We start from the raw sequence: 24,409 nt of genomic DNA, 5'->3' as shown, positions 1-24,409 counted from the left end.
AATCAAATATACCTGAACTCTGGTATTGCCTTAAAGGGTGTTATACACCTAATTTTACTACTATCAATTTAAAACCATGCATTATGAAAACAAAACTACTTTCGTTTTTGGCATTTTGCTGTGCTATTAACGCTTTTGCACAAACCGATGGGTGGCACCTTTTTACAAAGGCATCTGAAATCACGAAAATTTTACCAGACGATATAAATGTTGATGAACTCCATCTTGCTACCGATATTGGGTATATCAAATACAATACAAGCACAGATATGGTGGTTGATTTTCTAAATCTCACTTCTCAAAATCCAGCCATTGGCAATGTTAAGGATATCGCTTTAGACCCAACTAGTAATGACATAGCTCTTGCATTAAAAGATGGTATTGCTATATATGATGGGTCAGCCGTAACTGTTTATAGTTACGCAACCTCTGACTTAACTATTGGCGAGTCTACAAGTCAATTTATCTCACCAAAGGTGGATTATGCAAAAGATGGATCACTATATATATATAAAGAAGATGCTCTCGGATATCAAAAATTCAACAATGGTAGTTTTGAAACCGAAATGGTCACTTCGTTTAGACCTCAGGACATTGTAGAAAATAGTGATGGTACAAAAGCTTATTTTGCAGGAGACAACAATGGATTGTGGGAATTAGATAAAACTGCAGACACTTGGGCTAATTATACGGCCTCTAATTCTGATTTGTTTCAAAATTTCTTAACCTCGCTATGCTTTGATTCTTCAGATAATCTTTACATAGGCAATTACCAAGGGATTGATAAATTAGATACTAGCGGAAGTTTTACATCTTGCAATGACGGTACACCTATTCCTGTTTTCGACATAAATATTAATCCAATAAACGGTGAGCTGTTGGTTAGAAATTCCCGACTAAACAGTGCAAGCAACTTTGGGTTGAGTATTGTAGATTTTGATTCTTGCTCATGGACAAACTATAGGGAAGACGGTCTTAATTGTTTAAACGAAAATGCGCTGAGTGCTTGTGGTTATGATAGTAATGGTGAAATGTTTGTGGCACCAACTGATTTCTCAGACCCTGGTAAGTTTATACATTTTAATCCTGGTAATTTTTGTATGTCATTAGATATCGATTACATAGGTGTTCCGAGAGCTATAAATACCAACACAATAGGTGACTTTGCTCTTAGACAAAATCCATCTGGTAATATAGATATTGGTGTCATCAGATCAGACAAGGTTCATATGCTTGAGTTTGAGCTTGGTGTTGGAAATAATTATCTAGGCTTTAACACCCTTGATACTACTGAAAACAACTGGAGTATTGTTTCAGACAACGATTATTTTATAACAGAGAATAATACCGGTTGGAATTTTATAGATGGCAATAATGTCATCACAGAATTTGACCATAACATTGCTAATCATTCTGCTTTTATAACTAAAAAAGCAGGTGCTTATCATTCTGATGATGGTATTATTAATTTAATTCATAAAGGTTTTGATGGGTCGTTTAATTATCGTGTTTATAAAACCCAATGTAATACACAATTGGGCAATTGTTCTCCTTCTGAGGAAATTTTCACTAATGATAGAGATATAACACAAGATGTCAGATTTGGTACTGTCTTAGATGTTGTCAATGATGAAGTAATTACAGTTGGTGTAAAAACTGATGCATCTGGTGAGGTGAAACGAGAAAAAAAATCTTGGAGTGATTCATTGAATGACTCTCCACTGACCATTTGGGAAGAAAACCACCCATTATATCCACTATTCGATTGTTTAATAATTGCAGTCTCAGTAGCAATAGGTGATGATGAAGAGTCAGTATTTATTAATGATGAAACAACTCTTCAGTCTCGGTCTGAAGATTCTGGTGGAAATCCGATTATAACGGATGTAACTTTAGATTTAGATGAAGATGGAATGGATGATGAGTTTATGGGTGTTGTAGATGTGGAAATTACTGATGATGAAGCGACCCATATTGTATATGCATTACTAGTCTTTGTTGGAGATCGTACACAACTCAGGGTTAATCAATATCGAGGGATTAACACTGATCCCGAAAGATCCTTCAACTCATTCTCAAATCAGAATAACGAAATACAACAAGCCCAATTTAATAATCCCCCTCCAGATATTTTTATACGCAAAATAAGCATGATTCAGTATAGCGATAGTGAGCTTCTTATAGCATTATTAACAAACTATGGTCTATTGGTTAAGTCCGGAATTGATATTTCCCAATTTACCCTGAGTGATAATGACGTAGAATTAAGTGAAAATGAAACCACTTTATTTCCCAACCCCTCAAAAGACAAGGTATCTTTCTCAAACAAAAACATCCATTCTGTAACAGTTTACGACATTAATGGACGATTAGTTTCAACCGCACAGTCTAATATATTTTCAATAAAGGGTTTAAACGCTGGAATTTATATCGTAAAAGCTCAATTAGAGAATGGCTCAGAAATCATTAAAAAGATCATAAAAAACTAAATACAACCAAAACCCACATATTATGAAAACTAAATTTTCTCTTGTATTAAGTGCGCTTTTAGTGTGTTCTTTAATACAACTTAATGCCCAATCTGACTTATTTAATGACATCAATCTCGAAAAGAAAGAGATAAAAGCAGAAGATTTTACCAATCTCGAAACAGATTATCTTGTTGAAGATTTTAAGTCTTACTTAGAAAACAAACCCGAGCTGAGCAAGGCAATAAATGAGCAAGTCAATCCGGAAGATATTGTGTTTGCAATGCAAATGTTGGCCATTGGAGCTGGTGTAGGGTTTGGTGACGATGAAACCTTATGGTGTTTACAAGCTGCTTATTATTACAGATTAAAGTTGTTTCAGCGTTCTGCGCTTTTTGCTTCTCTCGGTTTAAAATACGATGGCTTAAGCATTGGAGACCGAACACAAAGCTTAGTAGGTTTACAAGTAAGTTTGCTCATGTTTCAAGCCATATCACAGCTTAATGAAATTCGTTTAATTTATGGCTTACTTGGAGGTTATGGGTTTGGTAACGAAAAGTTTGACAGTTTTACAACTGATATTACACGGATTACACTTGCCGTTGTGGTTGGTTTTCAACTGATGCTATCCACAAATTGGTCTTTAGCGCTGCACACCAACCTTGTTGCTCATAATCGTTGGACGTTTAAACCCGAAAGTGGTGGAGAGTTTAAAAATGACTTTACAAATTTCTTGATAAACAAGAACAACATATTTACTCTGTCATTATTATTTAACCTCGGAAAAAATTAACTCTAACCTTTAATCATTCAATACAGGGAGGGGTTTTAGAAAAATCCCTCCCTGTATTTTAATCATCTTCAACCGCAACTTCTTCAACATCAAAAGGCTTTCCTAAATAGACAAGTTTACAACCTTTGCTAATATCTTCAAATTCAATGCTGTCGGAGGATAAAATGTGGAGCTCGTCCTCATTGTCTTTTATAAATAAAGGAATGATATCCTTGTCCTTGTTCGTAATATCAATTAAGCTATCGTAATGTGATTTGTCCTCTATCTCTATCTCTTGAATGGATGGGTATTTTCTTGTGACATCTGTTAAATTATTGTAATCATCGGTATGGGAAAATAGTCCTTCTTTAGGATTGTTTTTTGGGTCGCTCATTTCCTCTGGGGATACCAATCTAAAAGAACCGTTTTCACCGAACTGTTTGCTAAACTTGCTAATTGCATATCGGTTTATGTCAGAGCTTCCTGTCATTGCCATTAAATAACCTACATCATTTAATTCTATGTTATCCAAAAGTGTATCAGAATAAATATTAGTATTAATCGCCTCCAAATCTAATTCTTTAGCTTTTGCAATATTGCTTTGATTACTGTCTATAAGTACTACATGTCTTCCGTTTGATTCGAGGTAATGCCCTAACAAACGAGAAACTTTAGATGCGCCCACAATTAAAATCCCGTCAGATTTAACAAGAAATACACCCACTAATCTTGCAAATAACCTTGCTGTAGTTGCATTCAATAAAACAGTACCTAGAACTATAACAAAAACTAGTGGCGTAATGTATTCTGCTCCCGCAACACCTTTACTTGCTAGTTTTAAACCAAAAAGAGAAGCAATACCAGCCGCAACGATACCACGCGGTCCAACCCAGCTAATAAATAATTTTTCGTTAAGCTTTAGGTTAGAATCATAAGTGCTCAAAAACACTCCAATAGGTCTAATTAAAAATACAATTATCGCAAAAAGAGCTACAGTATTCCAATTATAAATTAGCATTAACTCCTCAAAGTTTATGTTCGCCGCTAATAATATAAATAATATGGAGATTAGTAAAACGCTTAAAGACTCCTTAAAATACAAGATGTCTTTCAAATAAGGAGAGTTTGAATTTCCCATAACCATTCCCATTACGACCACCGCTAAAAGCCCAGATTCGTGAGCAAAGGCATCTGATAATACAAATAATCCAAGAACTACAGCTAAAGTAAAGACGTTCATTAAATAATGTGGTACCCATTTTCGGTTTAAAATAAAATTGAGCGTGTGTGCAAATGTGAATCCGAATGTAAACCCAAATAGAACAATTTTTCCAAACTCAATTAAAGCGGTTTTGGTAAACTCCCCACCTGCATCGACACTAATAAACTCAAATACTAATACAGCAACCAAAGCTCCTATAGGATCTATTAATATACCTTCCCACTTTAAAACAGCAGAAACATCCTTTTTTAAGGGGATATTCCTTAAAATTGGGGTAATAACCGTTGGGCCAGTGACAATTATCAATGCCGCAAATAAAAATGCCATTTTCCAGCTTAAATTAAAAATATAGTAAGCAGCTATAGCTCCCCCAAAAAATGTAACTAAAGATCCAATGGTAATAAGTTTGGTAATGACGGGGCCTACATTTTTAATTTCGCCTTTCTTTAAGGTTAACCCTCCTTCAAAGAGAATAATACCAATAGCAAGCGACACAAAATAAAAAAGACTTTCTCCGGGAAAAAGACCTCTGCCCATTATCGGTTCCCCTTCTTCATTTAAGACAGGGTTTCCATAATTATCTAATTGTGGTTCAATCCAGATTGGATCAATTAATTTTGTAACTCCGTCTGAACTAAAAAACTCTGCGGCTATTGGGCCAACTAACAACCCAATTAATATCAAAGGTAATATTGCTGGTATTTTAAACTTCCAAGCTACCCATTGTGCGAGTATGCCTAGTATGATGATTCCTGCTAACTCTAACATAAATTTACTTTTTGGTGAAAATACTAAATAAATATAATTTGAAAGGCTTTTTCAATTTATCACCAATAACTCAGAATGGAAAGAAATAAGGAATTACAAAAGAGGCTGCCAACCAAATCAACAAGTTTAATGGCGTTCCCATTTTTAAAAAATCATTAAACTTATAATTTCCAGGGGCATAGACCATAGTGTTGGTTGGATAACTCATTGGTGTCATAAATGTTAATGAGCAAGCAAACATTACAGCAACCAAAAATGGTCGTTCACTCACTTGCATTACCTGTGATAGACTTATAACAATGGGAGTCATTAGTGCGGCTGTAGCCTTACTAGAAATAAGATTGGTAGAAATAAATGTAGCAAGATAGATTAGACTTAGTGTTATTTGCGCACTATACTGACCCAGACTTTCTTGAATAAAATTCGCAATAAGTTCAGCACCTCCTGTTTTTTCCAATGCCGTACCCATGGACAAAACACCAGCCATCATAAAAATCACTTTCCACTCCACTGCCTTATAGGCATCAATGGGTTTGAGTATGCCCAAAACCACCATTAACAATGCTCCAACCATAGCGCTTATCAATATGGACGTGAGGTTTAGTGAAGCTGCTAAGACTACTCCAACACCTATTAGAACCGCTGGTATTGCCTTTTTAAGGTTTGTTTTCTTTTTTGCGTATTCCGAAAGTTTTACAACAAGGTTTTGCGATTCGAGATTATTGATATCTTCAGCTTGTCCCAAAATAATGAGCATATCACCTTCTTTCAGCATTACGCGTGTCAGCTTATCGTAAATTTCATCACCACGCTGTCGTATAGCAATTACCGATGAGTTGTACTGTCTTCTAAAATTAGATTCTTTTAATGTGCTGTTTGATAAACCAGACCCATAGGGAATGATGACTTCATAAAGGTTAAAAGACTTGTATTTATCCTCGGCTTTTTTCATACGTTTATTGCCTTTAATACTGTAGCCCTCAAAATCTAAAAGCCTGCTGAGCGTCTGTGGTGGTGCCAAAATTTTAAGTATGTCACCTTCCATAATTCTTGTGTCGAGTCCAAAAGTATGCTTCAGTACACCATTTCTTAGAATGGAAAGGATGTTTACATTAAAATCCTTAACCAATTGCGAATTACCTAAGGATTTATTAATGTCTTCACAATTGTCTTCAACATACAATTCTGTAATATAAGTTTCGGCTTTTTTGGTAAATTCATCATCCGCACCTCTGTTTTTTGGTAACAAAATTGGCCCAATTATAAACATATACACAAAGCCTACAATAAGTAAACAAAAAGCCGCTCCACTAAACTCAAACATCCCAAACTCTTCAACTCCGTACTTTTTTGCGTAGCTGCTAACCAAAATATTTGTTGATGTACCTATTAGTGTACAGGTTCCGCCAAATAGTGCGGCAAAAGAAATTGGCATCAATAATCGGCTTGGGGCAATCTTGGTTTCCCTACAGACCGTTAATGCAATAGGCAGTAGTAAAGCTACTACTGCGGTATCGTTAATAAATGCAGAACATAATCCTGAAATGGTACAAAATACAATTAGAGCTATACTGTAATGGATCTTTGCCAGTTTAATAATCCTATGGCTTAAACCATCTAAAATACCTGAACTAAAAACACCACCACTAACTACAAAGATGCAACCAAGGGTTATTGTAGCCGGATGATTAAACCCAGAAAAACCCTCTTCAGGATTCAAAACCCCAGAGACAATAAACATGGCCATTATTAATATTGAAGTAGTGTCAATAGAAAAGTAATCCCTAACAAATAGGAATACGCCAACAACAATAATGGCAAACGTGATGATTAATTCTACACTCAATATGTCTTAAATTTTAGTCGTTCTCCTCTTCTATCTCTTCTGATTTATAATAAAGGCGTTTTAAACTCTTTTTCAAAAGTGTAAACCTATATATACCAATGATAAAAAAGATAAGGCTAAAGACCAGTGACAATATGGCCAAATATTTAAAATTCGGGAACTCTTTAAGTTGAAAAAAAGCTATGCCACCAAGGAGCAAGTATAATGAAGATCTTATGTAGGACAATAGTGTGCGTTCATTCGCTAAACGTGTGCGCTCTATTGCCAAATAATCTCTAAGAATAACCTGTTGGTCTGGTTCAAAATCTCTACCGAACCTTAACAGTTTCATCTTTTTTATCTTAACAGGGGATTTCACTTTTGGCTTCATCATTATACGTTTTGCATTATATAAATGTAATTAATTTTAATGCGAATGAAAATGCAATTAGCCTCAAAAATGTTAAAAAACAATCAATTATTTGCGTCTAAACCTTTTAGTATTGGTGCTTTTAGTAATTTGCACTTCACTAAAAATTGACTTTTTAATGCAACTATACCCTATTAATGCAGGTAACTTTAAGCTTGATGGTGGTGCTATGTTTGGTGTGGTTCCAAAATCGTTGTGGACCAGAACAAACCCTGCGGACACCAATAATATGATAGATATTGCGGCACGTTGTTTGCTTATTGAAGATGGAAATCGATTGATTTTAATTGATACTGGCATGGGCAATAAACAAAGTGACAAATTTTATGGTTATTATTTCCTTTGGGGAGATGATAGTATTGATAAGTCTTTAGGTAAATATGGTTTCCATAGGGATGATGTTACCGATGTGTTTATGACGCATTTACATTTTGACCACTGTGGCGGTAGTATACAATGGAACAAGGACAAAACAGGTTACAAACCGGCTTTTAAAAATGCGCACTTTTGGAGCAATGCTGACCATTGGCAATGGGCAACAGAACCCAACCAGAGGGAAAAAGCATCTTTTTTAAGAGAAAATATTTTGCCAATGGAAGAAAGTGGGCAATTAAAATTTACCTCAATCCCTAATCATCATATCTTGCAGAATTCTGAGCTCGGTTTTGATATATTTTACGCCAATGGCCATACCGACAAGCAAATGATTCCAATGATTAACTATAAAGGAAAAACCATTTGTTTTATGGCAGATTTGGTTCCAACCGTTGGTCACATACCCTTACCATTTGTAATGGGTTATGACACCAGACCCTTGCTGACTTTAGACGAAAAAGAATTATTCTTGAATATGGCAGCAGACCAAAATTTTTATCTATTTTTAGAGCACGATGCTCACAACGAAATCATTACCGTAAAGCACTCAGAAAAAGGGGTGCGACTCAATGAAACTTTTACTTGCAACGAATTATTTTAAATAAACTAATATATAAACACAAATGAAATTTAATTACAGACCTATTTTATATTTAGGTATAGCAGCAACGCTTATGGTGGGTTGTGGAGGAACAGCTGATATTCTCTCAACTCCCGTTGAAAATATTGATACATCTCCTCTAAAAGTTACTGAACTTACAGAAGCTGAAAAGAAAAACTGGGGACATTTAGATCTTGTAAGAGATACCATTCCGGGAATGGCAGTTGATAGAGCTTATGAAGAAATAATAAAAGGTAAGAAAGGTAAGAAAGTGATTGTTGCCGTTATTGATTCTGGTATTGATATTGACCATGAAGATTTGGATGATGTTATTTGGACGAATGAGGATGAAATCCCAAATAATGGTAAAGACGATGACAACAATGGCTATGTAGATGATATCCATGGTTGGAATTTTCTTGGTGATGCTTATAATGAACAATTGGAATATGTTAGAATTTTAGCGAGCGGAAATACATCACATCCACGTTATGAAGAAGCTAAAACCACCTATGAGTCTGAATACCAAACTTGGACAGGCAGAAAAACACAGTACGATCAAATTGCACAAGCTGTTAATAATGCTCATGAAACTTTAGCAAAACATCTTAATAAAGAAGATTACACTATGGAAGAGGTCAATGCTATTTCTTCTGAAGAACAAGACGTACAACAAGCGAAACAAATAGCACAAAATATAAACGCCAACGGTTTAACCTTACAACAAGCTCAAAAGGAATTAAAAGGTATTCAAGAGCAGGTTAATGAGCGTTTAAACTATAATCTAAACAAAGATTTTAAAGGCCGAACCACGAATGATGATATCAACGATTTATCTGATATTGGCTACGGTAACAGTAATGTAAAGCCAGTAAAAAAATCAGAGTCTCACGGTACGCATGTAGCAGGCATAATTGCTGCAGAACGAAACAATGGGAAGGGTGCCAACGGTGTAGCAAACAATGTAGAGATAATGGCTTTAAGAACCGTGCCTAACGGAGATGAGTACGACAAGGATGTTGCTCTTGCCATCCGTTATGCGGTTGACAATGGCGCAAAAGTCATTAATGGTAGTTTTGGAAAGTCATTTTCACCACATGCAGACTGGGTAAGAGAAGCCATTAAATATGCCTCTGATAACGATGTGGTGTTTGTACATGCTGCTGGTAATGACAGTAAGGATGTAGATGTTGAGCCTAATTTCCCAGATGATAACGTTGACTATGTCGAGGTTTCAGATACTTACATCAGAGTGGGCTCATTGACTGAAAAATATGGTTCTAAATTGGTTTCGGGCTTTTCAAACTATGGTAAGAAGAACGTGGATGTTTTTGCTCCAGGTTCTGCAATTTACTCTACAATGCCAGAAAACGAATACGACTTTAACGGAGGAACTTCAATGGCTGCACCAGGTGTAGCTGGCATTGCTGCCTTAATCCGTTCTCAATATCCAAATTTAACAGCCGCACAAGTTAAGCAAGTGATTTTAGATTCTGGCTTGCCATTAACGACAAAGGTTGTGGTCGGTGGAGATGCTTCAAACGTGAAGCCATTTGTTGAGCTGTCTTCATCTGGAAAAATAGCCAATGCTTACAACGCATTAATAATGGCTTCAAAAATTAAATAGCCATTAAAACACATTTAATTAAACCCAAAATTATATGAAAAAATTTCTTTTAAGCCTTTCTTGTATCGCTCTTGTATTCTCTTGTAGAGCAACAGAAAAGCCTAGTCAGAGTAATAATAGCCCTATTGCTAAACCTAAAACAGAATACTGGCAACAGCATGTAGATTACCAAATGGAAATCGATATGGATGTCAATACCTTTCAATATAAAGGAAAACAGAAGTTGGTTTATACCAATAATTCACCAGATGTATTAAACCGAGTGTATTATCACTTGTATTTTAATGCCTTTCAGCCTGGAAGCGAAATGGACGTACGCTCTAGAACTATTGCAGATGCCGACCCAAGAGTTGGAGATCGCATCAGTAAACTTCAACCAAATGAAATTGGTTATATAAAAGTTAGTTCTTTAAAACAAAACGGTACGACAATTACCCACGAAACTGTTGGCACGGTATTAGAGGTGAAGTTGGCTCAGCCTATTCAACCGGGTGAAAAAGTGACTTTTGATATGGATTTTGATGCTCAAGTCCCTGTTCAAATTCGTCGTTCTGGTAGAAACAACAAAGAGGGCGTTGCGCTTTCCATGACGCAATGGTACCCGAAATTAGCAGAATACGATGACGAAGGTTGGCATGCAGATCCATACATCGGAAGAGAATTCCATGGTGTTTGGGGAGATTTTGATGTGAAATTGACTATCGACAAAGATTATGTTGTTGGCGGTACGGGTTATCTGAAAAATGAAACCAAAGCTAAAGGTGGTAAAAAAACCTTGCATTTTGAAGCTCCAAAAGTTCATGATTTTACTTGGGCTGCAGATCCAGATTTTATCCATGATACTTATGAAATGCCAAATGGTCCTAAACTGCATTTCTACTACAAAAAAGATCTAGAGCCTAAGTATCTTGAAAATTGGAAGAAACTACAGCCAGACACGGCAAAATTAATGGATTTCTTTAGTGAAAATATTGGTGAATATCCTTACGACCAATATTCTGTTATACAAGGCGGAGATGGTGGTATGGAGTACGCCATGTGTACATTGATTACCGGTCAGCGAAGTTATGGAAGTTTACTCGGTGTTACAGCCCATGAGTTGGCTCATACATGGTTTCAATTCTTATTAGCTACTAACGAAGCAAAGCACGAGTGGATGGATGAAGGCTTTACAAGCTATATTTCTAATCTTGCTGAAAATGAACTGAATGAAACCAAAAAAGATAATCCACAAGCTGGCTCTTATCGAAACTACATAGGATTAGCAAATTCGGGCTATGAACAACCATTGACTACACATGCCGATAGATATGCTTACAATCAAGTTTACGGAGCTGCTGCATATAGCAAGGGAGCTGTATTTATGGCACAACTTGGCTATGTTATTGGTGAAGACAATCTTAAGAAAACCATTAAAAAGTATTATGATGATTTTGCCTTTAAACATCCAAAACCAATGGATTTTATAAGAACAGCAGAACGTGTAACTGATTTTGAATTGGATTGGTACTTAATAGATTTTGGCCAAACCACCAATACTATTGATTATGCTGTAAAAGCGGTTGAGGGCAAATCCATTACTTTAGAACGTATCGGATTAATGCCAATGCCTATTGATTTGTCCGTAACCTATACAGACGGTTCAACTGAAGAGTTTTATATTCCGTTACAAATGATGCGCGGAGAAAAGCCAACATCAGCAACTACAATAGAAGATTGGGCTTGGGCAATGCCCACCTACACTTTTGAAGCAAATAAAGCTGTTAAATCTGTTGAAATTGATTCTTCTCAGATGATGGCAGATGTAAAACGAGAAAATAATTCACTTACTTTGGAGTAAGCAATTATTCAAATAGATTATGAAAACCATGTCTAATCGGCATGGTTTTCTATTTTTGTTACGATGCGATTTCAATATTCTAAAAAAGATAAGCTAAAAAGTAAAAAACTCATTGAGCATTTGTTTAATGAGGGCAAATCTGTTACGGTTTATCCTCTACGTCTTATTTACCTTAAAACAGATTATGAAGATGGTAGCACGCTCAAAACTGGTGTTTCAGTAAGTAAGCGCCTCCATAAAACTGCAGTGGCCAGAAACAGAATAAAACGTTTACTAAGAGAAGCTTATAGGCTGAATAAACCCTTATACTTTAACAATAGTTCAACATCTTATGCGTTTATGATTTTGTACCTTAGCAAGGATGGAACAACTTTTGATAAACTCAATGAAAAGATGCAACTCTTGTTTAAGAAATTCTTAGATAAAACTAATGATTAAAAGCTCTATGAAATATTTCGCCATTTGTGTGTTTTTCCTTTTTTCATTGTCATGTACAAACAAGGATCAAGTTGAAAACTCAGGAGTCCTGGGGCTTTTAAATGCTGGCTCAGGAACCCCTGAATATTTTGAATTTAGCAATGAAGCAGTAAATTTAAATTATAAAACCTATGGTGACGCCAAGTCTAGTCAAGACCAAAAACTAATTAAAGAATCTTATCTGGTTTTTGAGACGGGTGATATTGATAAGTCTTACTCTAATATTGTCGCTGTTATAAAAAAATATAATGGATATATTCAAGACGATTCTGCAGAAAAAGATTATTATAGAATCATTAGGCGATTAACTGTAAGAATTCCAACAGCTAATTTTCAAAATACAATTGATGATGTTAGTAAAAATGTAGAATATTTCGACACTAAACAAACTACGTTAAGAGACGTAACCGAAGAATTTATTGATCTTGAAGCGCGTCTGAAAGCTAAAAAAGAATTAGAAAAAAGATATTTAGAGCTGTTAAAAAAAGCTAAGAATGTTCAAGAGCTTCTAGAAGTTGAAAAAGAACTATCTCATATCAGAGAGGAAATTGAAGCTAAACAAGGGAGACTAAAGTATCTTGAAAACAAAGTTTCATTGAGCTCTATAAATATTGAGTTTTATAAAACCAATTCTGAATCTAAAGTCACAAAATCCTACGGTTCAAAAATGTGGAATGCAATTGTTTCTGGTTTTGATGGTTTGTCCACATTTTTTCTAGGAATTTTATACATATGGCCTTTTATAATTATTTTAATTATAGTGTTTTTTATAATAAAGCGATGGCTTAAAAAAAGAAAAAAAAATGAAGCGAATTCTAAAAAATAAAATCATAATTCCTGCTCTAGCTGTAGTTATTTTCTTTAGCACCACAGCATTTAAAAACGATTTCTTTGAAATAGCAAAGCAAATTGAAATCTTCACCACAATGTTTAAGGAGCTCAACATGAACTATGTTGACGAGACCAATCCTGGCGAGTTAATGGACACGGCTATTAAAAGCATGTTAGACGATTTAGATCCTTACACGCAGTTTTATAATGAGCAAGATGTTGAGGCTTCACGAATAAACAATGCTGGAGATTATACTGGTATTGGTGCCAAAGTATTGACCCTAAAAGATAAATTGGTTATAGTTGAGCCTTATAAAAACTATGCTGCAGATAAAGCCGGACTAAAAGCAGGTGATGAAATCATTAAAGTAGATAATGTTGTCGTAGCCGATTTTAAGGATGATGCCGCAAACCTGCTTCAAGGTGCAGCAGGTACTGAAGTTACCGTAACCTACAAACGACAGGGTAAAACCAATACGGTAAAAATAATTAGAGAATCACTTGAAATAAAAGCGGTTCCGCATTACTCAATGATTGATGATAAAACGGGTTACATTGTATTGAGAAAGTTTAATCAAAAAGCTTCAGCGGAAACACTTGGTGCGTTAAGAGCATTAAAAAATCAAGGAGCTACACAACTTATTTTAGACTTAAGAGGTAATCCAGGTGGTTTGTTGCACGAAGCGGTAAATGTCACTAACATTTTTGTGCCTAAAGATCAGTTAGTGGTGACCACCAAATCTAAAGTTAAAAAATATAACAAAACCTATTATACAAAAAGAGATGCTGTTGATACTGAAATTCCATTAGTGGTCTTAATAGATGGTAGCAGTGCTTCTGCCAGTGAAATTGTTTCTGGTGCCCTGCAAGATATGGATAGGGCAGTAGTGGTAGGTGCACGTAGCTTTGGTAAAGGGCTGGTTCAACGCCCTAAACCTTTGACCTACGGAACACAAATGAAAATTACCATATCGCGATATTATACACCTTCTGGTCGTTGTATACAAGCTTTAGATTATTGGAATAGAGACGAGAACGGAAAAGCAACTCGTGTTAAAAAAGAAAATTACAATGCCTTTAAAACTCGCAACGGGCGCGATGTTTTTGATGGTGGCGGAGTACAGCCAGATGTTGAAATAGAGCTTTCTAAATTTACGCCAATAACCAAAGCGATTTTAAACGAAAATTTAGTCTTTAATTTTGCGACGCAATATTATTACGATAATAAGGTAGAGGATTTAAGCGCCTTTAAGTTATCTGATTCAGATTTCAATGCCTTTAAGGGGTATTTAAAAACCACTGGTTTTAATTTTGAAACCAAAACAGAAAAAGCTTTGGAAGATGCGATATCTGTTGCTAATGAAGAAGAATTGAGTGGTGTTATAAACTCAGAAATAGATGATTTAAACAATGCTTTAAACGCTTATAAAACGAATGCTATTAATGCTAATAAGCCTCAATTAAAATCGTTGTTAACTGATGAAATTATTAAACGCTATTTCTATAGTGAAGGTTTGTATCAATATTATATCGCAAATAACCCTGAGATAAATAAAGCGGTTTCTATATTGAATGATACCAAGCAGTATACTAGCATTTTAGGTAAGTAAGAGCGCTCTATAAAAGCGTTTAAGAAAAAAATATCTATATTTAACACTAAGGAAATTTTCAATTAGTAAGAAAATTCTAGAAAAAATGAAGTCCCTACTCGTTTTTATATGCCTATCCATTCAGTTTGCTTTTGCTCAAAAGGAGATTAAGCATCAGGTATATTTTTTAACGGATAAATACGAAATTCCTGAGACTGAAGAAAGTCGACTCCTCTTGTTTTTATCGGAAATTGAAAACATGGATATTCAGAAAATATCCATATACGGTTTTTGTGATGATAGAGGTAGTGATTCTTATAACATGGTGTTGTCTCAACAGCGCGCAGATGCTATAAAAGAAGTGTTTTCTAACAATGAGTTTGATGAGTCCGTAATTACAAATGTGGATGGTAAGGGTGAAATCCTTCTCAATGTTGTAAATGATAAGGATCTTTATAAAATTCGTGGACTTAACAGAAAGGTTGAAATTATAGTGCAACCATATGATCCTCCTCGTGAAAAGGTAGAACAACCAAAAAAAGAAACTACTGAAGAACTACTAAGCGGTGAACTCAAAGAAGGTGATAAAATTCAACTAGAAAATATTTTATTCCGTACGGGTTATAGTTATCTTACCAAGGAGTCAAAGGCTAAATTAGACGAAATCGCTAAAATTTTAGTAAAGCGAACAGATATTTATTTCAATATTGAAGGCCATGTATGTTGTACCCACGGTGCACGAGATGCTATTGACCGAAAAACCAAAAAACGTAATTTATCCTTAGCAAGAGCTAAGACAGTTTACGATTATTTAGCAGAAAAAGGTGTAAAGCGCTATCGCATGAAGTTTGTTGGTCAACGAAGAAAATTTCCGCTTGGTGGTGAGCCGGAATTAGATAGACGTGTAGAAATCGTTGTGACGCGTGTTATTAAACCCAAAACTTCTAACTAAGAAGATTTAATCATGTTTATATGCGGAATGCCATCTTCTAGGTACTCCTCTCCCACTTCCCTAAAATTTAGATTGTTATAAAATCGCTTTAAATATATTTGGGCAGAAATTCTAATTTTAGATTCGTCGTAATAGTCTTTAATTGCTTGTATTGAAGCAGTCATTATATCATAACCATACTTATATTGCCGAGCATTTTCTTTCACCACTACTCTACCTATACTGGCTTCATCGAAATAATCACCTGGTTTAAAAATACGTGTATAGGCCACTAATTTTCTATCTCTATAGCCTAATATATGTAGCGCTTTCTGATCTTTACCATCAATATCTTGATAGACACAATCTTGCTCTACCACAAACACTTCACTACGTAATTGAAGTAGGTCATAGAGTTCTTCAGTGTTTAATTCTTGAAATGTTTTTGTCTTTATTTCTAGCATAATTGTTTTTCAGCCTGATAAAATTAATTAGTCTTGTACAATTACATCCTTGGCATCACATTTTCCAAATTCTGGTTGAATATTAATATGATTAATTTCGTACTTGTGATAGACCAGTTCTTCAATTTCATCTAAAATGGTGTCAAATTCAGATAAGGTAATATTCTTATTAAAATCTATATGAGCCTCGAGATGAATTTCTTCTTCATTCAATTGCCAGATATGTACATGATGAACATTTTTAATTGTATCTATGGTTTGAATATCTTTAACGATAGCATCAACAGAAGTAGACTCTGGCGTAAACAACATTAGGACTCTAAATGAGTCTTTTAATAAGTTCCATCCCATAACAATAAGATAAATGGATATAGCAAAGGTTAACACACTGTCTATCCACCAAATCTGATAAAACTTCATTAACAATCCACCCACTAAAACTGCAACGCTTGCCATCATATCGGTTAAAAGATGAAGGTAGGCGCTTTTCATATTCATGTTATCGCCTGCATTCTTTTTTAGCAATAAGACGCTAAATCCATTACCTAAAATAGCGATAACAGAAAGCCAAATCACAAGGTTAGATTCTATTTGCTGTGGATTTTTAAAACGCTCAACAGCTTCAAATATTAAAAGTATAGCTATAATAATAAGTGTAGCCGCATTAATGAAAGCCGCTAGGATTTCCGCACGTTTATATCCAAAAGTCCGTTTTAGTGAGGCTTTTTGTCTAACTAGTTTATTCGCAATTAAACTTATAATCAAAGAGACAACATCACTTAAATTATGGAGCGCATCACTAAGCAAGGCCAAACTACCTGAAATTAAACCACCTACAACCTGAGCGACTGTAATAACAATATTGAGAAGTATGGAAATAAACAGATTACGACCATTTAGATCGTGGTTATGGGAATGTTTATGAGCGTGCGAGTGACCCATTTAACAGGATAACGGAATCTTATCCACACGTTTTTGGTGACGACCACCTTCAAACTCAGTATTTAAAAAAGTATCTACCATTTTAATAGCTTGTGGAACAGATGTAAAACGTGCTGGAATACATATAATATTAGCATTATTATGTTGTCTAGTTAATTCTGTGATTTCTTTTGTCCAACACACACCAGCTCGTACGTTTTGATATTTATTTGCCGTCATAGCAACACCATTAGCACTACCACAAATTAAAATTCCAAAATCTACTTTTTTATCGTTAACATCCTTAGCTACAGGATGAACAAAATCTGGATAATCTACACTATCCGTAGAATCGGTACCGTAGTTGGTAACGACATATTCTTTAGATTTTAAGTATTTTAAAATTTCTAGCTTGTATTCTGGACCTGCATGGTCGTTTCCTATTGAGATATTCATATTTTTTATGTCATTGCGAGCGAAGTGCGGCAATCTCATCAATTATGGAGATTAATTTCTTAGCTCTGGATTACTAATCTTATCTTTCAACAAAGTTACAAATAATAAAAACTGGTTAATAGTAATACTCATTACTTGTTAATAACTGTTCACAAGTCTTGAAAACAAAAATTAGGATTATTCATTTAATTTTTCAAACCAAAATAGCATTTATATAACCTAATTTTTTAATCCTTTTTTTGGAGTGAATTTATAAACAGCTATTTTATTGAAATGAACATATTTTTACTCAAAACATATCATTCTATTCTATTAACATTGCTTATTAACAGTTGTTGATAGCTTTTTTATTTCGCTTAAAAATGAAGCTTTTACATGTAAATTTAGTGTTAACTAAACCGTAATAAATTGTAAACTACAACAAATCAAAATAAAACCTAAAAAAGTTATACTAACTATTAACAGACTATAATAACCATCATTTTATTTTTTAAATTTTAAAAGAAAAATGATGATATGTATATATATGTTGATAAGTGATTTTTTATTAATTTAACCTTTACTAAACACTATTAAAATTTAATAGTGTAGCTTTGCACTAAACTTAATATCTTCACTTCCACCTATATTGAGTTTTAAATGAAGAATTCCTAACACTTTTAGGAAACGAATATGATTACAAATTAAATGACAAGACAGAAAAAAAGGAAATCTAAAAAGAACAAGATTCCTAACCTTACAAATACCATCTTAGGTATTTTAAAAAAAGATAAAAACAAAACTTTTAATTACAAGCAAATTGCATCTATACTTAGTGTTAACGATGCTAGTAGCCGTAACCAAATCATTAAAACCTTAGCTAAACTTACTTCTAAACAAGAAATAGAACAAGTCGATAGAGGTAAATACAAAGCCATTGTAAACACAGAATATCATACAGGTATTCTAGACCTTTCTTCAAAAGGTAATGGCTACATCATCAGTGATGATTTTGAGGAGGACGTATTTATAGCATCCAATAATATCAATAGAGCTTTGGATGGTGACGAAGTAGAATTTTACGCCTACAGAAGAAAACGAAGAGGAAAACAAGAAGGTGAAATCACCAACATAATTAAGCGTGCGAGAAGTGAATATGTAGGTACTATTCAGATTCACGAAAAAAAGAATTTTGCCTTTGTCGTAGCTGATAGCGTTAAGATGTACACTGATATTTTTGTACCCATCAATAAAACCAAAAAAGCTGAGGATGGAGACAAAGTTTTGGTATCCATAGAAGAGTGGCCAGAAAAGGCAGATTCACCAAATGGTAAAGTATTGGAAGTTCTTGGTAAACCAGGTGAACACGGTACGGAAATTCATTCCATTTTAGCAGAGTATGGCTTGCCTCACGAGTTTCCTCACGAGGTAGAAAACTATGCTAATTCCATAGACTTAAATATTACAGCTGAAGAAATTGCCAAGCGACGCGATATGCGTAAGGATTTAACCTTTACCATAGATCCTAAGGATGCAAAAGACTTTGATGATGCCCTATCCTTTAAAGTTTTAGAAAATGGCTTATACGAGATAGGAATACATATTGCAGACGTTTCACACTATCTAGAACCAGGAACGGTTTTAGATGATGAAGCTTACGAGCGTGCCACCTCTATTTATTTAGTAGATCGTGTGGTGCCGATGTTACCGGAAATTTTATCTAACGGAGCCTGTTCATTACGTCCGCATGAAGAAAAATACACCTTCTCTGCAGTCTTTAAAATGAACAATAAATGTGAGATTAAAGACCAATGGTTTGGTAGAACAGTGACCTATTCCGATGCACGTTTTGCCTACGAAGAAGCACAGGCTATCATAGAAAATAATCCAAAAGTCACGCTGAGTGCAGTTGAAGCGTCTCAATTAAATACAACCATTCCAGAAGAAGTTTCATTAACAGGTAAACAATACAACACTAAACCAGAGATTGCCGAAGCTGTTTTGGTTTTAGATAGATTGGCTAAAAAAATGCGTTCGCAACGAATGCGATCGGGAGCGATTTCTTTTGATAAGGTTGAAGTGAAATTCAATTTAGACGAAGAAGCCAACCCAACGGGAGTATTCTTTAAAACCAGTAAAGAAGCCAACAAACTGATTGAAGAATTTATGCTATTGGCTAATAAAAAAGTAGCAGAATTTATAGGTAAGCAGAATCCAAAGAAAACCTTTGTGTATAGAGTACATGACGAGCCAGATGAAGCTAAATTAGCACAACTACAAACTGTGGTAAGCCGTTTTGGACACAAACTCACGTTTAAGGATCGTAATAGCATTGCCTCATCATTAAACAAACTATTAACAGATGTTGTAGGTAAGAAAGAGCAAAATTTGGTTGATACCTTAACCATCCGTACTATGTCTAAGGCTGAATATACGACGCAAAATATAGGACATTACGGACTAGCGTTTGATTATTACAGTCACTTTACTTCACCTATTCGTCGTTACCCAGATGTAATGGCACATCGCTTGTTACAGCATTATTTAGATGGTGGTAAATCAGCCAACGAAGAGATTTACGAAGAAAAGTGTAAACATTCCAGTAACATGGAATATTTAGCCACTAAAGCAGAGCGCGATTCAATTAAGTACATGCAGATACGCTTTATGCAAGATCACCAAGACGAAGAGTTTTTAGGAGTGATATCTGGTGTTACAGATTGGGGAATTTATGTTGAAATTATCTCCAACAAATGTGAAGGAATGGTAAGTGTTAGAGACATGAAGGATGATCATTATTATTTTGATCAAGATCAATATGCTATGGTTGGTCGTAAAACACAGAATATATATCAATTAGGTGACGAAATCATCGTAAAGGTTAAAAATACCGACTTGGTAAAAAAACATTTGGATTTTTATTTGGTAGGAAAACCTGAATAAAACCTAAATTTGTCATGCTGAACTGTCATACTGAGCTTGTCGAAGTATTGTTTCAGTATCTTGTATGTTGTGGTGCAACGATTTATATTTGACATAGACATATAAATAAACTTATCGTATGATTCTAACCACAACAAATTCCATAGAAGGTTTTAAAATAATGGATTATTTAGGCATTGTCACTGGTGTTGCTATGAATGAAGAGAAATTGGCAATGGGCTTTAGTGTCTCTAAATACTATAAGACAATTCAAGATAGTGTAGATAAAACCAAAGAAAAAGCATTTCAGAGTCTTCAGGAAAATGCAAAACAATTAAATGCCAATGCCATCGTTGGTATTAAAGTAGAAATTGAATTAACTACAAGTAACTATGCAATGGTTTCCGTGACAGGAACCGCAGTAAAAGTGGCAACATAAATTATTAAAATCAAATGAAAAATATCATTCTTACCCTTGCTCTTTTATTTAGCTGTTCTATTACTGCTCAAGATACTATTGAGAAGACAGTTGGTGAATTTAATACCGTAAAAGTTTACGACCTAATTAATCTAAAGATGAAAAAATCTGATGAGAACAAAGTTGTTATTTCTGGTAAAAACCGTAAAGATGTTCAGGTTTTGAACAATAACGGTAAGCTAAAAATAAGAATGAAGCTAGAAGAGAGTTATGACGGAAATGACACAGTCGTTATTCTTTATTACACTTCCGTAGATGTTATCGATGCAAATGAAGGAGCAAAAGTTACCGTAGATCAAACCTTAGAACAATATGAGATTGACCTAAAAGCACAAGAAGGAGCGGAAATCACAGCAGATATAAAAACAACTTATGCAAATATTAGAGCTGTAACTGGTGCGGTAATTAATACAACAGGAAGCTCTAAAAATCAGGATATATCTATTTATACAGGCGGAGTTTTTAATGCAAAAGAATTAAAAACGGAGCAAACGGAAGTAAGCATCAATGCTGGTGGTGAAGCTTATATCAATGCATCTGAGTATGTGGATGTAAGGATAAAAGCTGGCGGAAATGTCTTTATCTATGGTAATCCAAAACTCATAGACGAAAAGACAGTTCTTGGTGGCAAAGTAAAGCGTATGTAAATTCCTATTACTTTTTGTTACTTTTGTGTAAACCGCAAGTTTACATGTTAGATGACATCTTAACAGCCATTCCCTTTGGGATTATTTTAGCCTTTACCATAGGTCCAGTATTCTTTGTGCTCTTAGAAACAAGTGCTACAAAAGGATTTACAAGAGCTGTGGTTTTTGATCTTGGTGTTATTCTAGCGGATATAGTCTTTATACTTGTTATTTTTAAAAGCACTGATACGCTACTAGACAAAATTAAAGACGACCCTAATTTATTGGTGTTTGGAGGTGTTCTTCTAGTAATTTATGGAGTCATAAGTTTTATAAAAACGTCAAAATCTTTTCGTTCCATAGTAAGGGAGCACCATCGCATAGAATTACCAAAAAACGACTACGGAAAGCTGTTTGTTAAAGGATTTTTACTCAACTTTATTAATATTGGAGTGCTTTTGGGCTGGTTAGGCTTCATTGTTATCGGTACATCAATAACAGAATCTTCAAACGGTGTAGCAATCTTTATTACCACCATGCTGATATCCTATTTTTTATGTGATCTCTTTAAAATAGCTATGGCAAAACGCCTTAGAAGTAAATTGACACCTAGACTTATTTTTAAGACAAAGAAAATTGTGGCTTTGGTTATTTTAGGGTTTGGAATTCTACTTTTATCTCAGGGATTGTTCCCAGATTTATATGAAAAAGGTAAGGAACAGATTGATAGGGTAAACCCAATAAAAAACGAGTAGGATAGAGATAGGTATAATTCTTGAGGTATAAATTACCAGAACCAACAAATACGATTTATAATGAAATCAGTTATTACTTTATTTTGTACTACACTTTTTATGTGTTTTGGATATACGCAAGACAATTCCAGTAAATCTCCACATTATGTATTGCCTGAATTTACCGAAGGTATAATTTTAATGAAGGATGGAAGTAAACTAACCGAAGTTTTAAATTACAATGCACTTTTAGAAAACTTTGCTTTTAAAAAAGACGATGAGATATTAGCAATGACACAAACTGATATTGGGAGGATAGATACGGTTTATGTTTCAAACCGAAAATTTATAAGAAAAGATGGTGTCTTTTTAGAGTTGCTAATGAAGTCTGACGTTGAGTTGTATTTGGAACATAAATGTAATTTAGAATCTTCAACAGCTGCTAGTGGTGGATATGGTGGAACATCGCAAACCACCTCAGGTAGAACAGTGTCTTCAATAGAAAACCGAGGAAATCTATATGACCTGGAATTACCAGAAATGTATAAGGTTAAACCGATTAAGGAATATTGGTTCTATAAAGATGATGTTGTAACAAAGTTTAAATCATTGAGCCAACTTAAGAAGCTTTATAAGGACCGAAAAAAAGACATTAAAACCTATAGAAAATCACATGATGTCGATACAAAAGAGCCACAAACCATAGTCCAATTAATAGAACACCTGGAGTCAGACCAATAGTTATTAAAAGAAAACTCTTTGTGAAATTTTGGCTTCTTAAGGTATCTAAAAATCTTTATTTGTATTGTATGACTTTCAATAGGCTTCGTCATAACTATTATAGCTAAAAACCCTTCGATTCTTGTTGAAGTTTCTCCGTGCTGTCAAGTGTCCATAAAGACTCGGATAATTACTATAGACGGCGTCTGTCTTTTATTAATTTTCGTAAAAAATCCACAAAAAACTCAGTTATGCTAGACGTTCCAAGGTATCCTTCTTGGACGCGAACCGCAATGACATAATCACAATTTTCTTAAAATTTTAAAACAAAACGCTTTCAATATATTTTGAAGGTTTGAAGAGATGTCGAGCGTCCCTAAGTGTATGGAGAACCGATGTAGATGATGTTGGGTCTTTAATTATTTTTTTATAAAAATTTAAAAAATCTCAGTTGAGTAAATCGTTTCAAGATGTCTTTCTTGGATTCGAACCGCACATGACTTAATCTAAATTTTCCTAAAATTTTAAAACAAAAAAAGAGATACTTTTCGGTATCTCTTTCTTGAGGTGTCGAGCGGATTCGAACCGCTGTAGATGGTGTTGCAGACCACTGCCTAGCCACTCGGCCACGACACCCTTTTGAGAGGGCAAATATATAAATTATAAACGTTTTACCCTATACAGGCTTACTTTTTTCGCTTTTCAGATAGTTTTATAGTCACCATTTCCACATCACCACCAATAGGAGGATTAATCTTACTAACCGCAACTGTAATCTTGGTAACCAATTTATCCTCACTAAAAATTTTATCAATAATCCGTTGTGCAACGGTTTCTAGCAGTTTAGACGGTTTAGCCATTTCCTCCCTTACAACTTTGTTTAAAAAGACATAATCAACGGTATCACTCAGTTTATCTGATTTTGAAGAGGGCTTCAAATCCGCTTTAACCTCTAGATCAACACGGTAATCACTACCTATTGCGGTTTCTTCTCTCAAACAACCGTGATGTGCAAAAACACGGATATTTTCAACTTTTATAACTCCCATGCTGCAAATATAGAGAATCCCTTAATTGTTATTGGACGTTGAGCTAATTTGTAAAGAAATCAAAGATATTGCTCAAAGCACCTGTTTTAGCTTTAAAAAACTCAGTATAGGTACACTTTTTACAAGTTACTGAAGTAAACTTTTTGTTTTGTACGTCAAAGATTTTAGACAATGTACCTCCTGTAGCTCTCATTTCACCAATTTCGTAAGTGGTGTTATCACATTTAGGACATTTGTAGTTCATGTTTTTTTGGTTTATGTTATATCTATTCTATAAGTATCCCATAGTGCAATAATGTTACAT

General features: G+C 34.6%; 22 protein-coding genes and 1 tRNA gene. 14 read left to right on the top strand and 9 right to left on the bottom strand.

Annotation, left to right across the window (positions count from 1 at the left end; genetic code table 11):
* The first annotated feature begins 83 nt into the window (after positions 1 to 83).
* Both ACQ65V_RS05210 and ACQ65V_RS05205 read left to right on the top strand, forming a co-directional pair.
* The gene (locus tag ACQ65V_RS05210) at positions 84 to 2,489 is read left to right on the top strand and encodes a T9SS type A sorting domain-containing protein (RefSeq protein ID WP_430467131.1); all 2,406 of its coding nucleotides are present in this window, start codon (positions 84 to 86) and stop codon (positions 2,487 to 2,489) included.
* A gap of 22 nt (positions 2,490 to 2,511) precedes the next feature.
* Positions 2,512 to 3,261 (top strand): hypothetical protein, encoded by a 750-nt coding sequence (locus tag ACQ65V_RS05205; RefSeq protein WP_430467130.1) that lies wholly within the window; start codon positions 2,512 to 2,514, stop codon positions 3,259 to 3,261.
* Between the two features lie 58 nt (positions 3,262 to 3,319).
* Here the strand turns inward: ACQ65V_RS05205 and ACQ65V_RS05200 are convergent, their stop codons facing one another.
* The 3 genes from ACQ65V_RS05200 to ACQ65V_RS05190 all read right to left on the bottom strand — a co-directional run bounded on the left by ACQ65V_RS05200 (position 3,320) and on the right by ACQ65V_RS05190 (position 7,449).
* A complete protein-coding gene (locus ACQ65V_RS05200; protein ID WP_155089169.1) occupies positions 3,320 to 5,230 on the bottom strand; it encodes a cation:proton antiporter in 1,911 nt (636 codons plus the stop codon).
* A 70-nt stretch (positions 5,231 to 5,300) separates the two neighbouring features.
* A complete protein-coding gene (locus ACQ65V_RS05195; protein ID WP_430467129.1) occupies positions 5,301 to 7,076 on the bottom strand; it encodes an SLC13 family permease in 1,776 nt (591 codons plus the stop codon).
* Positions 7,077 to 7,089: 13 nt separating this feature from the next.
* Complete coding sequence (locus tag ACQ65V_RS05190) at positions 7,090 to 7,449, bottom strand: DUF202 domain-containing protein (protein ID WP_430467128.1); 360 nt, start codon at positions 7,447 to 7,449, stop codon at positions 7,090 to 7,092.
* A 154-nt stretch (positions 7,450 to 7,603) separates the two neighbouring features.
* Between ACQ65V_RS05190 and ACQ65V_RS05185 the strand changes: the two genes are divergently transcribed.
* From ACQ65V_RS05185 to ACQ65V_RS05155, 7 genes are all read left to right on the top strand, one after another.
* Positions 7,604 to 8,461: an MBL fold metallo-hydrolase gene (locus ACQ65V_RS05185; RefSeq protein WP_430467127.1), complete on the top strand. Its 858-nt coding sequence runs from the start codon at positions 7,604 to 7,606 to the stop codon at positions 8,459 to 8,461.
* A gap of 22 nt (positions 8,462 to 8,483) precedes the next feature.
* The gene (locus ACQ65V_RS05180; RefSeq protein WP_430467126.1) at positions 8,484 to 10,088 is read left to right on the top strand and encodes a S8 family serine peptidase; all 1,605 of its coding nucleotides are present in this window, start codon (positions 8,484 to 8,486) and stop codon (positions 10,086 to 10,088) included.
* 34 nt (positions 10,089 to 10,122) lie between these two features.
* Positions 10,123 to 11,928 (top strand): M1 family metallopeptidase, encoded by a 1,806-nt coding sequence (locus ACQ65V_RS05175; protein WP_430467125.1) that lies wholly within the window; start codon positions 10,123 to 10,125, stop codon positions 11,926 to 11,928.
* A 63-nt stretch (positions 11,929 to 11,991) separates the two neighbouring features.
* Complete coding sequence (gene rnpA, locus ACQ65V_RS05170; RefSeq protein WP_430467124.1) at positions 11,992 to 12,366, top strand: ribonuclease P protein component; 375 nt, start codon at positions 11,992 to 11,994, stop codon at positions 12,364 to 12,366.
* A 28-nt stretch (positions 12,367 to 12,394) separates the two neighbouring features.
* Complete coding sequence (locus ACQ65V_RS05165) at positions 12,395 to 13,231, top strand: DUF4349 domain-containing protein (protein WP_430467123.1); 837 nt, start codon at positions 12,395 to 12,397, stop codon at positions 13,229 to 13,231.
* On the top strand, positions 13,209 to 14,846 hold the full coding sequence (locus ACQ65V_RS05160; RefSeq protein WP_430467122.1) for a S41 family peptidase: 1,638 nt from the start codon (positions 13,209 to 13,211) through the stop codon (positions 14,844 to 14,846). Before ACQ65V_RS05165 ends, ACQ65V_RS05160 begins: the two co-directional genes overlap by 23 nt.
* A gap of 85 nt (positions 14,847 to 14,931) precedes the next feature.
* Positions 14,932 to 15,777 carry an OmpA family protein gene (locus ACQ65V_RS05155; RefSeq protein ID WP_155089177.1) on the top strand — a complete coding sequence of 282 codons (846 nt, stop codon included), beginning with the start codon at positions 14,932 to 14,934 and terminating at the stop codon, positions 15,775 to 15,777.
* Here ACQ65V_RS05155 and ACQ65V_RS05150 read toward each other — a convergent pair.
* From ACQ65V_RS05150 to rpiB, 3 genes are read right to left on the bottom strand one after another with little or no spacing between them, the layout of a single operon-like run.
* On the bottom strand, positions 15,774 to 16,220 hold the full coding sequence (locus tag ACQ65V_RS05150; RefSeq protein ID WP_430467121.1) for a GNAT family N-acetyltransferase: 447 nt from the start codon (positions 16,218 to 16,220) through the stop codon (positions 15,774 to 15,776). The two genes, ACQ65V_RS05155 and ACQ65V_RS05150, sit on opposite strands and share 4 nt — an antisense overlap.
* 27 nt (positions 16,221 to 16,247) lie before the next feature.
* Positions 16,248 to 17,162, bottom strand: coding sequence for a cation diffusion facilitator family transporter (locus ACQ65V_RS05145; protein WP_273289060.1), 915 nt, complete (start codon positions 17,160 to 17,162; stop codon positions 16,248 to 16,250).
* Positions 17,163 to 17,597, bottom strand: coding sequence for a ribose 5-phosphate isomerase B (rpiB, locus tag ACQ65V_RS05140; protein ID WP_430467120.1), 435 nt, complete (start codon positions 17,595 to 17,597; stop codon positions 17,163 to 17,165).
* 687 nt (positions 17,598 to 18,284) lie between these two features.
* Between rpiB and rnr the strand changes: the two genes are divergently transcribed.
* From rnr to ACQ65V_RS05115, 5 genes are all read left to right on the top strand, one after another.
* A complete protein-coding gene (rnr, locus tag ACQ65V_RS05135; RefSeq protein ID WP_430467119.1) occupies positions 18,285 to 20,519 on the top strand; it encodes a ribonuclease R in 2,235 nt (744 codons plus the stop codon).
* Positions 20,520 to 20,637: 118 nt separating this feature from the next.
* The gene (locus tag ACQ65V_RS05130) at positions 20,638 to 20,937 is read left to right on the top strand and encodes a YbjQ family protein (protein ID WP_155089182.1); all 300 of its coding nucleotides are present in this window, start codon (positions 20,638 to 20,640) and stop codon (positions 20,935 to 20,937) included.
* A 14-nt stretch (positions 20,938 to 20,951) separates the two neighbouring features.
* Positions 20,952 to 21,623 (top strand): head GIN domain-containing protein, encoded by a 672-nt coding sequence (locus ACQ65V_RS05125; RefSeq protein WP_430467118.1) that lies wholly within the window; start codon positions 20,952 to 20,954, stop codon positions 21,621 to 21,623.
* 44 nt (positions 21,624 to 21,667) lie between these two features.
* Entirely contained in the window at positions 21,668 to 22,357 is a 690-nt protein-coding gene (locus ACQ65V_RS05120; protein WP_155089184.1) for a LysE family translocator, read from the top strand.
* 60 nt (positions 22,358 to 22,417) lie between these two features.
* Positions 22,418 to 23,077 carry a hypothetical protein gene (locus tag ACQ65V_RS05115; protein ID WP_430467117.1) on the top strand — a complete coding sequence of 220 codons (660 nt, stop codon included), beginning with the start codon at positions 22,418 to 22,420 and terminating at the stop codon, positions 23,075 to 23,077.
* 544 nt (positions 23,078 to 23,621) lie between these two features.
* Here the strand turns inward: ACQ65V_RS05115 and ACQ65V_RS05110 are convergent.
* The 3 genes from ACQ65V_RS05110 to ACQ65V_RS05100 form a co-directional block, all read right to left on the bottom strand.
* A tRNA-Cys gene (locus ACQ65V_RS05110) sits at positions 23,622 to 23,692 on the bottom strand.
* Positions 23,693 to 23,742: 50 nt separating this feature from the next.
* Positions 23,743 to 24,105 (bottom strand): dihydroneopterin aldolase, encoded by a 363-nt coding sequence (gene folB, locus ACQ65V_RS05105; protein WP_430467116.1) that lies wholly within the window; start codon positions 24,103 to 24,105, stop codon positions 23,743 to 23,745.
* A 43-nt stretch (positions 24,106 to 24,148) separates the two neighbouring features.
* A complete protein-coding gene (locus ACQ65V_RS05100; protein WP_155089187.1) occupies positions 24,149 to 24,349 on the bottom strand; it encodes a zinc ribbon domain-containing protein in 201 nt (66 codons plus the stop codon).
* Positions 24,350 to 24,409 lie beyond the last annotated feature (60 nt).

The organism is Winogradskyella ouciana (assembly GCF_965284585.1).
Taxonomy (GTDB): domain Bacteria; phylum Bacteroidota; class Bacteroidia; order Flavobacteriales; family Flavobacteriaceae; genus Winogradskyella; species Winogradskyella ouciana.
This window is presented reverse-complemented; position numbering and strand designations above follow the sequence as displayed.